The sequence below is a fragment of the Candidatus Enterococcus moelleringii genome, assembly GCF_017377575.1.
In the GTDB taxonomy this organism is placed as follows: domain Bacteria; phylum Bacillota; class Bacilli; order Lactobacillales; family Enterococcaceae; genus Enterococcus_A; species Enterococcus_A moelleringii.
The window spans coordinates 14,178-28,049 of the sequence record NZ_JAFREM010000041.1 but is presented as its reverse complement, the minus strand read 5'-3'; the positions used below and the strand labels follow the sequence as shown (position 1 = coordinate 28,049).

The window sequence follows — 13,872 nt, the reverse complement described above, 5'->3', positions numbered from 1 at the left end:
GTAAACACTTGCGTTTTTAGAAATTGGAGGTTGATTGAGATGATTTCGGGAGCTGAGTTGGTAGTCAAGGCGTTAATTGAAGAAGCGGTTGAGGTGTGTTTTGCTTATCCAGGCGGGCAAGCGATTGATTTATTTGATGCGCTGTATCAAAGAGAGGAATTTCGGGTGGTGCTGCCTAGACATGAGCAGGGCTTGATCCATGCTGCAGATGGCTATGCCCGCTCGACCGGGAAAGTAGGGGTCTGTTTAGTCACCAGCGGACCAGGTGCCACAAATTTGATCACAGGAATTGCCACGGCTGGTTTTGATGCCGCGCCATTGGTGTGTTTCACCGGGCAGGTGGCGACTCATTTGATTGGAAAAGATGCTTTTCAAGAAGTGGACATGGTGGGGATCAGCCGCTCGATTACCAAATATGCGGTGACGGTAAAGGATCGTCAGGAACTGGGGGCGATCATTAAGAAGGCCTTTGTGATTGCTCAGACAGGAAAGCCTGGGGTGGTGGTAGTGGATCTGCCGAAAAATATTCAACAGGAGCTAGGTTCAGCCGATTATCCTAAAGAAGTAAGTATTCGCGGGTATCAGCCGCAAATTGATGAAGAGTCTTCTGTTGTGAAAAAAGCTGCGACCTATTTGAACGCAGCCGAACGACCTGTCTTATTGGTTGGCGGTGGGGTCCACCGAGGTGATGCATACAGCGAATTGATGGCGTTTGCAGAAAAGAGTCGGATTCCTGTGGTGACCACCATTATGGGGAAGGGGGCACTGCCAAGCGGTCATGAACTGTATATTGGAAATGTCGGGATTCACGGCAGTCTGGCTGCTAATCACGCAGTTGCCAATAGCGATGTCCTTTTTGCGATTGGGACTCGCTTGAATGATCGGGTGACCGGAAAAAGCGATACCTTCTGTTTGGAAACCAAAATCATTCATTTGGACATTGATCCAGCGGTAATCGGGAAAAACGTGGATGCTGATGTAGCTTTGGTGGGAGAAGCCAAACGTATTCTGTCACAGATGATTCCTTTGATCTCTGACGGCAACCATCAGGATTGGCTGCAACAGCTGCAAAGTTTGAAGCAGGAAAATCCCCTTCAAATGCTGGAGCCCGGATTAACGCCGGAAACAATTATCAACAAAATCAACAATATATTTACTCATGCCATCGTGGTCACCGATGTGGGACAAAATCAGCTGTGGACCACTCAATTTTTACAGGTGGACAAGCAAGTTCAGCTGTTGACATCCGGTGGGTTGGGAACAATGGGCTTTGGGTTCCCGGCGGCTTTGGGAGCAAAATTAGGCAATCCAGAAAAAGACGTGATCGTTATTACCGGGGACGGCGGCTTTCAAATGAATCTGCAGGAGCTTGCGACAGCAATGCTGGAAAAAATCCCCGTCATTATTTGCATTTTCAACAATGGCTGCTTAGGAAATGTTCGCCAGTGGCAAGAAATGTTTTACGACAAACGCTACTCTTACACGGATTTGATGCAATCTTCAGAAGTTTATGTGCCGAACTTTCTGGCATTAGCCGCTAGTTACGGGATAAAAGGAACTCGGGTGACTGCTGAAGAACAAATTGAACCAGCTTTTGCCGCAGCTAAAGAAAGCAAAAACCAGCCCTTCTTAATTGAATTTATGTTGGAACGTGAGCAAAAAGTCATGCCGATTGTGCCCCCAGGTCAAAGCTTAAAGGAAATGATAATCGATGGAGAAAACTAACGTGAAAAAAAGATGGTTGAGTGTTTACGTTGAAAATGAAGTTGGTGTATTGGCAAGAGTGGCTGGATTGTTCTCAGGAAAATTGTATAATTTAAATAGCTTAACTGTCGGTGAGACGGAGCAGACCGACACTTCCCGGATGACCATCAGCTTGGTCAGCGACGATCGGACCTTTGAACAGGTGAAGCATCAGTTGAATAATATGGTGGAAGTTATTCAGGTGCTGGATTACACAGACAAGCCGTTTTGTTCAAAGGAAGTGATGTATATCAAGGTGACCAGCAATCCACAAGCAGAGGGAGAACTTGCGAAATTGGCAGAAAAATTTGTGATTGCCGTGATTGATCGCAGTGCCGAAGAATTGCTAGTGGAAAGCTTAGCCGACGAAACGACGACCGACACGCTTATTGGCGAAATGCAGCGGATTTTTCCTGCTGGAATTGAAGTAGTTCGCGGCGGAAGTGTCGCCATTGCCAAATTAGCCAAGACTTAACTTAGGAGACTATCATGAAAAATACCCGAGCAAATATTATGAAGGCCACCAAAAAAATAATTATCGAAAAAGGCTACAGTGCCATGACCACCAAGGAAATTGCCCAAGAAGCTAACGTGAACGAAACGACTTTATTCAGGCAATTCGGTACGAAAAAGGAGCTGTTAATGGCTACCTTAGAAGAAGCTGAATGGGTCCCGGCTGTAAAAGAGGGGATTGCCGATACGTTTCGCTGGGAGTTGAAGGCCGATTTAACCTTGATTATGGAGAATTATTTCCAGCAGGTTTCTCCGGACATTGTGCGCTTCTCTTTAGGCTTGCGGGCGCAAGAAATTTATCAGGAAACCCTGCCGTATATTCAAAAAATCCCGACAGCCTTTACGCAACTGTTGGAGGAGTACTTGAAGGGGATGCAGCAGCGGGGAAAGGTTCAGCTGACGGACCCCCATAAATCGGCGGAGGTATTGTTTTCCAGTTTAATTGGTTTTGCGTTTTTGCATGCTTATGATAGTAAGGAACAATTTGAAGCAGACAAAACACAGTTTATCCAAGAAGCTGTAGAATTATTTGTAGATGGATTAGAATAAAGAAGCTGTAGACGAGGATCAATTCCGATTGATTTTCGTCTTTTTTTGCGTTCAGCAAAAAAGTTTTTATTTTCAGTTGACTCCCACGCTGCGTGTGACTCTATACTATAAGTAAGCTAGCGAGGACGAAAAAAGTTTAAGGAGATAAAAACATGTTTAAAATTGGAGAATTCTCAAAAATATCTAACACCACCGTTCGAACACTGGATCACTATGCGTCATTAGGTTTATTAATACCAGAAAAAATCGATACCCAATCGAATTATCGTTACTATTCAGCCAGTCAGCTGTCACGCTTGAACCAGATCAAGCTGCTGCAGCAAACCGGCTTGCCGTTAAAGACGATTAAAGAAATCATTGAGACGGATGATTTAGCCTTTTTGGAACGACACTATGCCTTACAGGAGGCGAAGCTGCAGGAGGATCTGGACGATCTCTTGAAGAAGCAGCGGATGGTCTCCTTACTCAAACAAAATACGAAAGCAGGAATTGAAATGACTAAATATAATGTGGTAGTAAAAGAAGTAGCCGAAAGAAATGTCTTAAGCGTCCGCGGCGTGATTGCCGACTATATGCTGGAAGGGGATCTTTGGCAAAAGCTGCAGCAGGGGATGCAGGAAGTGAATGCCAAAATTGCTCAGCCGCCATTGTACATGACGATCTTTCACGATAAAGAATATGTAGAAAAAAATCCCGATGTTGAGGTTCAAGCTGCGGTGGTCGGGGAATATCCGGAGGCGAAGGCCGCAAACTTTACGAAGGCACCAGGATTTACCATGGCATCAGTTACCTTCAGCGGCAGCTTTGATCAAATGCCTTTGGTGACTCAGGCAATTGGGGAATGGATCGAAGCCAATGGCTATAAAGTCGTTGGCCCGATGATTAATATCAGCCATGTTTCGCCGGCACAGGACCCGAATCCGGAAAACTGGGTAACGGAAGCAGCATTTGTGGTAAGTAAATAAGTTGGATGAGCGCCTTCAATTGATTGAGGGCGCTAGTCTTGGTTGGTGGTTTGATGGTATGCTTAAAGAAAAAGGGGATGGGACTATGTGTGGAGAGAGGTTCTTTCTCAAGTTTGGTTACAGCACAAAAAAGCAGGTACAGATGTACTTGCTTTTTTTGTAGCTATTTATACTGTTTAAGGCTTCCCCGTCTTATACTATAGATAGGAGGGAGATCTTTAAAATGAACTACACTGAACTAAGCCATTGTTCTTTTCTGTTGGATAAAAACCATTTTATTTACGATGTCGCAGAAGATACCGAAACAGTTCATTTGTTTATCAAATCAAAGTTACATCAGTGTCCTTGTCCCACCTGTGGTACTTTGTGTCGAAAGCTAACAGCGACTTACCAACGGACCCTTCAAGATACCCCCATTCATGGCAAACAAACCTTTATCCATGCCAATCTTTATAAATACGGTTGTGCAAATCCAAGCTGTTCCCGTCATGTTTTTACTGAAATCATTCCCTTTGCCCGATCTTCCCAAGTTCGTACCGATGCACTCAATACGTTTATTTTAGGTGTGGCGATTTTTTTGAGCAATGAATGCGCAAGTAAAGTCTTATCGCTTTTGGGCGTCTCTGTGAGTAATGATACGATTCAGCGACTTTACGATCGACTTGAATTCGTTGATCGTCCGGAAGTTGAAGCAATCGGGATTGATGATGTTTCTATAAGAAAAGGGCAGACCTATGCGACTGCTATTTACGATATGCAAGACCATCAGCTGCTCGCACTTCTTGATGGTCGAACTGCTCCTGTTTTAAAAGAATGGTTGCTTCAACATAAAAAAGTTCAAATAGTCGCACGTGACCGTGCGAGTGCCTATGCTAAAGCAATCACTGAAGTACTCCCCGACTGTATTCAAGTAGCTGATCGTTTTCATTTACTTCAAAACTTAATCACGCATTTAAAGAAAATCTTTCAATCAGAGCTGCCCGAAAAGCTTTTTTTCCGCGATGGAAAACTCCTAGATCAGGAACCAGAAAAAATCTATGTCGAAAGAACACCGGATTATGCCTATTTGTCTAGTTTGTCTTATGACAATTCTATCCCAAGAAATCCAGATGGTTCGGAGAAGCTCTTTGATAACAAGAAGCGGGATCTGAACAGCGTACAATACCAAAAACAAGCGAAAAGCCGTCAGATGAAGCAACAGTTGATTCGTAGAATCCAAAGCTATTGGGAAGAGCTAGAAGAAAAAGATATTCTTGCTTGTGCCCAACAATTCACTATTCATCCAGTTACTTTAAAAAAGTATCTCCAAATGACGGAAGAAGAAATAAGGCAGATGGATCAGCCAAAAAACTATAAGAAACGAAAAACCGTCATGGATGATTACCTGAACATCATTTTCAAAATGATGCAAGACGGTCTGCCTAACGATACAATTTATTTTTATCTACTATACAAAGGGTGTGACAAGAATCAGAATACTATTTGGAACTACATTCACAACATCAGTAGAAATAACTTCCCAAACCGTCAATCTATGCACAGTAGACAAATATTTCGGCAAGAATATTCAAAACACGTGATAATGATTACACGAAATCGACTATTAAAATATATACTGACCGTCAATCCTAAAACAAAAAAGGAGCACCAGATCGAAGAATACTTGCCAATTATCCAGGAAAAATACTCGATTGTTTCCGAGATAGAGACGATTTTTAAAAGCTTCCATACGATAATAATGGGAGATTCTCTGGAGGAACTGGACCTGTTTCTTCAAAAGTATCAAGATTCAATTATTGCACCTTTTTGTCAGGGCATAAAAAAGGATATCGCCCCGGTTAAGAATGCGATATCCCATAACATAAGCTCTGGATTCGTCGAAGGTAATAACAACAAATTTAAGCTTATAAAACGAATTGTATACGGTCGTTCTAGATTAGTCAATCTTTCAAAAAAATGCCTATTGGCTTTTTCAGCAACTCAAGAAGATTTCTCCTTACGAGATCTTCTTTGAGTTGTCTTATAACCAAACTTGAGAAAGAACCGTTGAGTAAACTAGTCCTTTTTTTATCTTCTTGGTTCGTTGTCGTCAAAATCTTTAGTAAACAAACGACGCTCTTCTTCCGGTTCTACATTTTCATTTTCTTCGGGATGGAAAATGGCCCGTACGGTTAGGACCCGCGAACCTTCCATTTCTTCAGAAATTAAAGTTAGGTTGTCTACATCGAAGGAAAGCTTCTCACCTTCATCAGGAATCGTTCCCAAAGCGGTAATCAGATAGCCGGCCATTGTATCAACGTCACTCATATGCAAGCTGGTATAGAATTCTTCATTAAATTCATCAATCAGCATTTTCCCGTTGATTAAAAATTCGGTATCAGAAACTTTTTCATACAGCTTTTCGATTTCATCTGATTCGTCATCGATTTCGCCGACGATTTCTTCCAATAGATCCTCTAGAGTAACTAAGCCGACCATTCCACCGTATTCGTCCAGCAGAATCGACATTTGGTTTTGAGTCTTTTTCAATTCATACAATAGATCGTCAATAAAAATTGTTTCAGGAACAAAAAGCGGTTCTTGAATAATTTTACGAAGATCAATGTTTTCAAAGCCGCACTCTCTGGCAGACTTTAACAAGTTTTTCGTATGAACAATCCCGACTATCTTGTCTTTGTCTTCATCATAGACAGGAATCCGCGAGTAGCTTTCGCTTAAAATTTCGTCTACGATTTCTGTTACAGGGTCATTTATGTCGATCATAAATGAGTCAGTCCGAGGAACCATTACTTCACGAGCGACTTTTGTATCCAAAGAAAAAACACCTTGCAGCATTTCAATTTCCTCTGTGTCCAGCACGCCCTCGGTTTCCAGCATGTAACGCATTTCATCACGAGTCATTTTAGTATCTTCATCATCAAACTTCATTGGTGTTAGTTTTGCCAGCAAGTTGGTTGAAGCTGTCAACAACCAGACAAAGGGCTTAGCAATTACTCCTAATTTCCGGACTACACTTGATGTAAACTGTGCAACCTTTTCCGTGTGGGTCATTGCGATTCGCTTAGGATATAATTCACCAAATACAATTGAAACATAGGTTAATAAAAGCATGATCAATACATTTGCGATTGTTCTGGCTGCTGCAGTTCCACCTAATACTGGTGCTAAGCGAGCAGCGAGACTATCCGCCAAGGAAGCCCCTGACAAGATATTTACTAAAGTAATCCCAACTTGTATTGTGGATAAAAAGTTGTTTGGCTCTCTAATAATCTCCAGTAGTTTTTGGGATTTAAGATTTCCCTCTTCAGCTTTTTGTTCTACACGATTTTTATTAACTGATACAACCGCAATTTCCGCCGCAGCAAGAAATCCGTTGATCAAAGTCAACACAACTAGTAATAATAGTTGGAAGACTAACGACTGACTATCGGGGTCAGCATTCATAATTGCATTCGCTCCTTATCATTTTCATAAACTGTAAAAAAAGTGGCCCAGGGCCACATTAAAATCGTATCATAACCGCTGTTTTTATGCAATCTTTGTTCTCACTTAACTAAGAAACTCCTGTTCCCGCTCTTCTTTTTTACTTTCTCGGACAATTTTTACAATAAAAACGACTAGCGTCCTAACAATTGCATAAACAGGTACACCTAGAAAGACGCCTAAAACACCGGCCAAATTCCCAGCAACTAGTAAAATCAGGATAATTGTTAAAGGATGGATGTTTAAGGATTTTCCAATGACATTGGGATAAATCACATTACCATCGATCTGCTGAACAACCACCACTATCACAATACAAAGAAGTGCCTTCACTGGGCTGTCAAAGAAGCTGTAGACCAGCGCTGGAGCTAAACCAAGATATGGTCCCAAATAGGGAATCAAGTTGGTTAGACCGGCAATCACGCCGAATAAGAAGGCGTAGTCGACTCCAATCAGCAGATAACCTAAGAAAGTAAAGGTTCCAACGAATAAACACTCGATTGCTTGACCGCTGATATAGTCAGACAATGTTTTATTCATTTGTCCCAACAAGTCTTTGATGTTCTCCTGCTGTTCAACTGGAAAAACACGTTCGATATTTGGAACTAATTTTTCGCCGTCCTTTAGCATGTAGAACAAAATGAAGGGAACAGTTACTAATAGAATCGCAGTTGTAGCTACGGTTCCAATCACGGAACTTAGACTAGTCGTAACACCGCTTAAGAACCGCTGCAAAATAGTTCCTGCCGAAACATCCAAATTGTTGATGTATTGATCCACGTCCAGCTGTTGGAACAATGGAAAATGCGTCGCTTGGTCACTGAGCTCCGTCAGCCAATCTTGAATTTCCACAATAAAGCTTGGAATATTGGCCGCCAAGGAAGCGATTTGCTGCACTAGGTTTGGAATAATACTCATAACCATCAAAACGATCATCACGATTAGTAACAGGAAAATAAGGGCTATCGCCATAATTCGTTTCATCCCTAAACGCGTCAGCAAGCGTACCAAGGGATTAAGTAAATAATAAAGAAAACCAGCAATCAAGACCGGAGCAAATAAAGTCGTAAAGAATGTGCCAATCGGTTGAAAGACAAAATCAATTCTTGACGAAACCCAGATCAAGGTTGCCAAAATTAATAGCTCTAAAGACCAGAACATCAATTTTGAATTCTTGAGTTTTTCAAACATTTCAATACCTCTTTTATCTAATTTGTTATATAGTATACAACAGCGAGTCAAAAGAGACGCTTTTTTTGAACTAGGAAGGTGAAAAAAATGAAAATCTTAATTACTAAAGACACAATGAGTGAGATTTACTTGGATGCCGTTAAAATCCGCAACAAGGTATTCATTCAGGAACAAGGTGTGCCTTTAGCCCGAGAAATCGATAAGAACGAAGCCTATTCCATTCACTTTGTCCTGTATCCTGAGGATCATCAAGCAGCTGCAACTGTTCGTTTGCTGCCTTTGAACTCTCAGGAAGTAAAGCTGCAGCGGATGGCAGTATTAAAGGATTTCCGCAGCCAGCACTTAGGAGAAGCTATTATTAAAGAAGCCGAGTTATTTGCTAAGCAGCAGGAATTTCGCGAAATTCGACTGGATGCTCAATTAACGGCTCAGTCATTTTATGAGAATCAAGGCTATGTGACGTACGGGCAGGTCTTCCAAGATGCGGGGATTGATCACATTCATATGAAAAAAGAGCTATAAAAAACTGCTGACCTCAATCAGCAGTTTTTTCTTATTTCCGCGACAATTGCTTGTAGCGGTTATACCAAATATCAATATAGCCTTGAGAAAAAGGACCTTTTTCATTGTTAATCCAATCAACAAGAATCTTGACGTTTTCCTTTAGAATAAAATCAGTTTCCTTGGAGTAATGCATTTGTTTGCTGTGGGCTTCATATTCATCAACATCTAAAAGACGCTTCTCTCCATCAGGAAAGACTTTGACATCTAAATCGTAGTCAATATACTTCAAAGCTTCATCATCCAATACATAAGGTGATGCTAGATTACAATAGTAGGAAACTCCTTTCTCTCTAATCATTGCTATTACATTGAACCAGTATTTCGTGTGAAAATAAACAATTGCTGGTTCACGAGTGACCCATCGTCGGCCGTCTGATTCAGTGACCAGTGTATGGTCATTTAAGCCGATAATTGAACACTCGCTTGTTTTTAATACCATGGTATCCCGCCACGTTCGATGCAAGCTGCCGTCGTGTTTATAACTTTTGATAGTTATAAACTCTCCTTCTTTTGGAACTCCCATAGCTACCCTTCCCTCAGCGAAATCATTGTTCGCATTTGTTTGGGTGTTATCACACCGACATCAGAATTATTATAGCATAAAATAGGCGCTTGCCTACTAATGATTGTCAGTTGCTTGATTATTTTCCCAGACTCCCAGCATTTTTTGCTGCGGTTTCGGGAAGACAAAGTCCGAAAAATCCCTTCTTTTCACCCATGTAGCGCTATCTTCTAAATTTTTATTTGTCCGGCCATAAAAAACTAAAATGTGCCACCGCAAGTGACTAAAAACATGGGTAACCTCGCCCAGAATTTTTTTCTGCCAAACCACAGGGTAATCAGGAAAAATGATCGGACTGTCTTCTGCCACCAGTTCACTGGAGAATAGGGTCAAATCTTCTGTATAGCTGCTTTTCAATTCGCTGAAACGTGCTTGAGAGACTTCTTCTAAAGGAAACAGCCACATACTAGCCAGCAATCCAGAATCCGGGCGCTGCTGCAGTAAGAATTCCTGCTGCTGATTTTCAATTATACCAGCAACATAGTAAACATCTTTCGGTTTCATTTTTTTGCTTTTTACCGGAAAATCAGTTTGACGCTGCTCTTTATAAGCGAGGCAAAATGACTGAATCGGACATTCTTCACAGTTTGGTGAGGTAGGCGTACAAATCGAAGAGCCTAAATCCATCATTGCCTGATTAAAATCTCCGGGTTCGTCGTGACTGATGATTTTCCGCATCGCTTCATCGAAAACTTTGCGGCTGCTAGCTTTGGCTATGTCTTCTTCAATACAAAACAGGCGGCTGACTACACGCATCACGTTCCCGTCGATTGCTGGTTCAGGCAGTTTGAAGGAGATGCTGCCAATCGCTCCAGCTGTGTAGGGCCCGATTCCTTTTAGCGAACGAATTTCATCAATTGTATCCGGCATCTTGCCATTGAACTCAGCTAAAATTTGTTGGGCAGCTGCTTGTAAATTTCGAGCCCGCGAATAATAGCCCAGACCCTCCCAAATTTTCAGCAGCTTATCTTCAGGTGCAGCAGCTAAATCGGCAATTGTGGGAAATGCCTCCATAAAACGATAATAATAATCAATCACCGTATCCACACGTGTCTGCTGCAGCATGATTTCTGAAATCCAGACCCGGTAAGGATCTTGATTGTAACGCCACGGCAAATTTCGTTTTTCTTTTTGGTACCAGGTTAAGAACTCTTCTTGGAACTGCTGCACTTTTTCTGGTGACCATTGTTCCCAAGGTTTGCTACTCATCGTCCTCTTCCTCTTTTTTGGTGATAAAAGCATCGATTGCATCCAGGTTAAAGCCTTTTTGATACAAGCTTTGCTTCACTTTTTGTTTACGCTTGGCCTTTGCAAAACGCTGATTCGAACGCCACAATCGATCGCCCTGAATTTCCAAAGCATCCTCTTCTTGTTCTTGGATCTCGTCAAAGTCCATTTCTGCAATGACCCGTTTGATGATGTCAGTGGAAAAACCTTTACTCATCATGGTTTGATGTAATTTTTGCTGGATTTCCCGCACACTCTTGTCATGGTATTTTCGCATAGCTTTTTCAGCAGTCTGCAGAGCCACATCGTATTGATCATCTTCTTCGTACAAAGCCAGACTCTTCTCAATGTCTTGGTCATTTAATCCCTTTTCCTTGAGCTTTTGCTTCACTACGCGCGGTCCCTTGTCGCTTAGTCGCATTTGCGTCCGGACGAAGCTTTCCCCGAAAGCGACATCATCCAACAAATTCATTTCTCTTAACCGCTCAATAATCTTCTTGCGGTCAGTAAGATCAATCTCTTTATCCTTTAAATAGGTATGGATTTCTTTTTCGGTACGCATTTGATAGCCAAGATAGTTTAACGCCAACTGAAAACCAGCATCTTCGTTTCCAGCATTTTTTATTTCTTCGATTTCTTTTTCAGTGATCTCGCGATCCTTTAATAAACGATAACTAATTAATGTATCTTCAGAAACACGCAGTACTTCTCCGTTGGACAATTCCACTTTATAAAAGGCATTGCGGCCTTTATTTACTTTACTAACGGTAATCATGGATAGACCTCCTTTGCAAACATTAATTCTATCATAGAAAACTGCTTCTTTGGAAAATTTATGCTAAAATGTAGCCAGAAAGGGGCAGATTATGGCTGTTCAATTAAAACTCAATCAATCTCTAACTTTAAAAATCAAACGACTTGGAATTAATGGTGAAGGGATCGCTTACTACAAACGTTTAATTATTTTTGTAAAAGGTACCTTGCCTAAAGAAACGGTTATCGTAAAAATTACTAAAGCAACACCTCGTTATGCTGAGGCTCAATTAATTCAGATTAAGGAAGCCAGTCCTGATCGGGTTATTCCGCCTTGTCCGGTTTACGATCAATGCGGCGGCTGCCAATTACAACACTTGGCTTACAAACAACAACTGGTTTTCAAAAAAGATCTGCTGAAGCAAGCTCTAGAAAAATATCAGCCAGCTGGCTATCAGCAATATGAATTACGCAAAACTATCGGCATGGAAGAGCCTTGGCACTACCGTAATAAAGCTCAATTCCAACTGCGGGAAAACCTTAAGACACAGAAGGTAGAAGCTGGTCTTTATCAAAGTGAGTCCCACCAACTAGTTCCGATTGTTGATTGTCTGGTGCAAGAGCCTGCCACCCAGAAAGTCATGAACACGGCTACTCAGCTGTTAACTAAATATGCCATTCCGATTTATGATGAACGGAAAAATTCAGGCATTCTGCGAACATTGATGGTGCGAGTAGGAATCGAAACCGGTGAAGTGCAGCTGGTTCTGATTTCAAGAACCAAAAAGCTGCCACAAATAAATGCTTTTATTCGGGAACTGAACCAACGTTGTCCCGAGGTTGTTTCGATTATGCAAAATATTCAAGACAAAAAAACGTCGATTGTTATGGGGGACGAAACAATCCACCTATGGGGAAAAGAAACGATTGACGAAAAAATCAATGAAGTATCTTTTGAACTTTCAGCCCGGGCCTTTTTCCAATTGAATCCAAAGCAAACCAAAGTATTGTATCAAGAAGCGCTAGATGCCTTAGCACTGAAGCAGGACAAAACAGTAGTTGATGCTTATTGCGGAGTAGGAACCATCGGCTTATCATTAGCTAAACAAGCAAAAGAGGTACGTGGAATGGATGTTATTCCGCAAGCGATTGATGATGCTAAGAAAAATGCTGAACAAATGGGACTGACGAATACACATTACGAAGTTGGTTCTGCTGAAGAACTATTGCCTAAATGGTTCGCAGAAGGGTTCACTCCGGATGCGATTGTTGTCGATCCGCCCCGGACTGGCTTAGATGACAAGCTGCTGCAAGCGATCGTTAAACAGCCAAGTCAGCAGCTAGTTTATATTTCTTGTAATGTTTCAACTTTGGCGCGAGATCTCAAGCCGTTGTCGAAAATTTACAACGTGGAATATTTACAGTCGGTTGACATGTTTCCACAAACCGCTCGTTGTGAAGTAGTTGTCAAGATGACGAAGAAATAAAAAACGATATCCTATACAAAAAAGATGGCCTGTCTTCTTTAACAACAGGCCATCTTTTACTTTTCTAGTTACTATTGTGCATTCTGAGCATCCATCTCGTTTTCCGTTTGACTTAGTTCTTCATAGGTTAATACGCCATCATTGTTTATATCTGCTTGTGAAGTTTCCTCACTGATTACTCGTTCGCCATTTGGTAAAATTCTTATAACCTCTACCACTTCACCCCAAGGCGTGATCAACGTTTTGCCAACTTGATTTTGGGTTTGCGCGTTTTGAGCATCCATATCATTTTCGGTTTGCGACAGCTCTTCAAATGTCAATACACCGTCGTTGTTGATGTCTGCCTGTGAAGTCTCTTCGCTAATTACCCGTTCGCCATTTGGTAAAATTCTAAGCACTTTTACTTGCTCGCCCCAAGGTGTTGTTAATACTGCGCCAACTCCCTGCGCTGCTGCATCTGTGGATTCAGCTGTTCCTTCACTCTTAGCCGTTTTAGAAGTATCTGTCGTAGCTTTATCTGAATCCTTTGACTCTGATTTTTTCGTTTCTGAAGTTGCTGGAGCTGTACTGCTGTCAGAAGAACTTGTTTCCCCACCGTTATTACATCCAGCAAATACTAATGAACAACCTAAGACTAATCCTAAACCAATAATTTTTTTCATAAGCTCGTCCTCATTTCTATCTATCGTAATCTAATTGTAACAAAAGATACCTTTTTGTAAAGATGATTTTGCGAAATCTTAAAAGTTACTTACAGTCACCACCTTAAAAAACGCTTTCTTTCATATGTTAAAAAACAGCGTATTTCTATCTAAGGAATCGAAATACGCTGCTG

At 41.5% G+C, this 13,872-nt stretch carries 13 protein-coding genes; 7 read left to right on the top strand and 6 right to left on the bottom strand.

The genetic code is table 11. From position 1 onward, the window contains the following. The first annotated feature begins 39 nt into the window (after positions 1 to 39). The 5 genes from ilvB to JZO70_RS21275 all read left to right on the top strand — a co-directional run bounded on the left by ilvB (position 40) and on the right by JZO70_RS21275 (position 5,784). Positions 40 to 1,725, top strand: a complete 1,686-nt coding sequence (gene ilvB / locus JZO70_RS21295) for a biosynthetic-type acetolactate synthase large subunit (RefSeq protein WP_207675712.1) — start codon at positions 40 to 42, stop codon at positions 1,723 to 1,725. A 1-nt stretch (position 1,726) separates the two neighbouring features. Further along, positions 1,727 to 2,218, top strand: coding sequence for an acetolactate synthase small subunit (gene ilvN, locus JZO70_RS21290; protein WP_347565223.1), 492 nt, complete (start codon positions 1,727 to 1,729; stop codon positions 2,216 to 2,218). 14 nt (positions 2,219 to 2,232) lie between these two features. Further along, positions 2,233 to 2,805 carry a TetR/AcrR family transcriptional regulator gene (locus tag JZO70_RS21285; RefSeq protein WP_207675710.1) on the top strand — a complete coding sequence of 191 codons (573 nt, stop codon included), beginning with the start codon at positions 2,233 to 2,235 and terminating at the stop codon, positions 2,803 to 2,805. A gap of 152 nt (positions 2,806 to 2,957) precedes the next feature. Further along, the gene (locus JZO70_RS21280) at positions 2,958 to 3,770 is read left to right on the top strand and encodes a MerR family transcriptional regulator (protein ID WP_207675709.1); all 813 of its coding nucleotides are present in this window, start codon (positions 2,958 to 2,960) and stop codon (positions 3,768 to 3,770) included. Between the two features lie 223 nt (positions 3,771 to 3,993). Continuing rightward, positions 3,994 to 5,784, top strand: coding sequence for an ISL3 family transposase (locus JZO70_RS21275; protein WP_207675708.1), 1,791 nt, complete (start codon positions 3,994 to 3,996; stop codon positions 5,782 to 5,784). Between the two features lie 53 nt (positions 5,785 to 5,837). On the opposite strand, the gene JZO70_RS21270 is transcribed toward JZO70_RS21275, so the two are convergent. Together JZO70_RS21270 and JZO70_RS21265 are read right to left on the bottom strand one after the other, a co-directional pair. Further along, on the bottom strand, positions 5,838 to 7,214 hold the full coding sequence (locus JZO70_RS21270) for a hemolysin family protein (protein WP_207675707.1): 1,377 nt from the start codon (positions 7,212 to 7,214) through the stop codon (positions 5,838 to 5,840). Positions 7,215 to 7,319: 105 nt separating this feature from the next. Beyond that, complete coding sequence (locus JZO70_RS21265; protein ID WP_207675706.1) at positions 7,320 to 8,444, bottom strand: AI-2E family transporter; 1,125 nt, start codon at positions 8,442 to 8,444, stop codon at positions 7,320 to 7,322. Positions 8,445 to 8,531: 87 nt separating this feature from the next. On the opposite strand from JZO70_RS21265, the gene JZO70_RS21260 reads away from it, so the two are divergent. Then, positions 8,532 to 8,966 (top strand): GNAT family N-acetyltransferase, encoded by a 435-nt coding sequence (locus JZO70_RS21260; protein WP_207675705.1) that lies wholly within the window; start codon positions 8,532 to 8,534, stop codon positions 8,964 to 8,966. A gap of 31 nt (positions 8,967 to 8,997) precedes the next feature. Here JZO70_RS21260 and ntdP read toward each other — a convergent pair whose 3' ends face one another. The 3 genes from ntdP to recX all read right to left on the bottom strand — a co-directional run bounded on the left by ntdP (position 8,998) and on the right by recX (position 11,572). Next, positions 8,998 to 9,531 (bottom strand): nucleoside tri-diphosphate phosphatase, encoded by a 534-nt coding sequence (gene ntdP, locus JZO70_RS21255; protein WP_207675704.1) that lies wholly within the window; start codon positions 9,529 to 9,531, stop codon positions 8,998 to 9,000. 96 nt (positions 9,532 to 9,627) lie between these two features. After that, entirely contained in the window at positions 9,628 to 10,779 is a 1,152-nt protein-coding gene (mutY, locus tag JZO70_RS21250; protein ID WP_207675703.1) for an A/G-specific adenine glycosylase, read from the bottom strand. Next, entirely contained in the window at positions 10,772 to 11,572 is an 801-nt protein-coding gene (gene recX / locus JZO70_RS21245) for a recombination regulator RecX (protein WP_207675702.1), read from the bottom strand. The genes mutY and recX overlap by 8 nt, the downstream gene beginning before the upstream one ends. Positions 11,573 to 11,663: 91 nt before the next feature. Between recX and rlmD the strand changes: the two genes are divergently transcribed. After that, positions 11,664 to 13,037 carry a 23S rRNA (uracil(1939)-C(5))-methyltransferase RlmD gene (gene rlmD, locus JZO70_RS21240; RefSeq protein ID WP_207675701.1) on the top strand — a complete coding sequence of 458 codons (1,374 nt, stop codon included), beginning with the start codon at positions 11,664 to 11,666 and terminating at the stop codon, positions 13,035 to 13,037. 71 nt (positions 13,038 to 13,108) lie between these two features. Here rlmD and JZO70_RS22500 read toward each other — a convergent pair whose 3' ends face one another. Continuing rightward, positions 13,109 to 13,699: a hypothetical protein gene (locus JZO70_RS22500; protein ID WP_242704068.1), complete on the bottom strand. Its 591-nt coding sequence runs from the start codon at positions 13,697 to 13,699 to the stop codon at positions 13,109 to 13,111. Between the last annotated feature and the right edge of the window lie 173 nt (positions 13,700 to 13,872).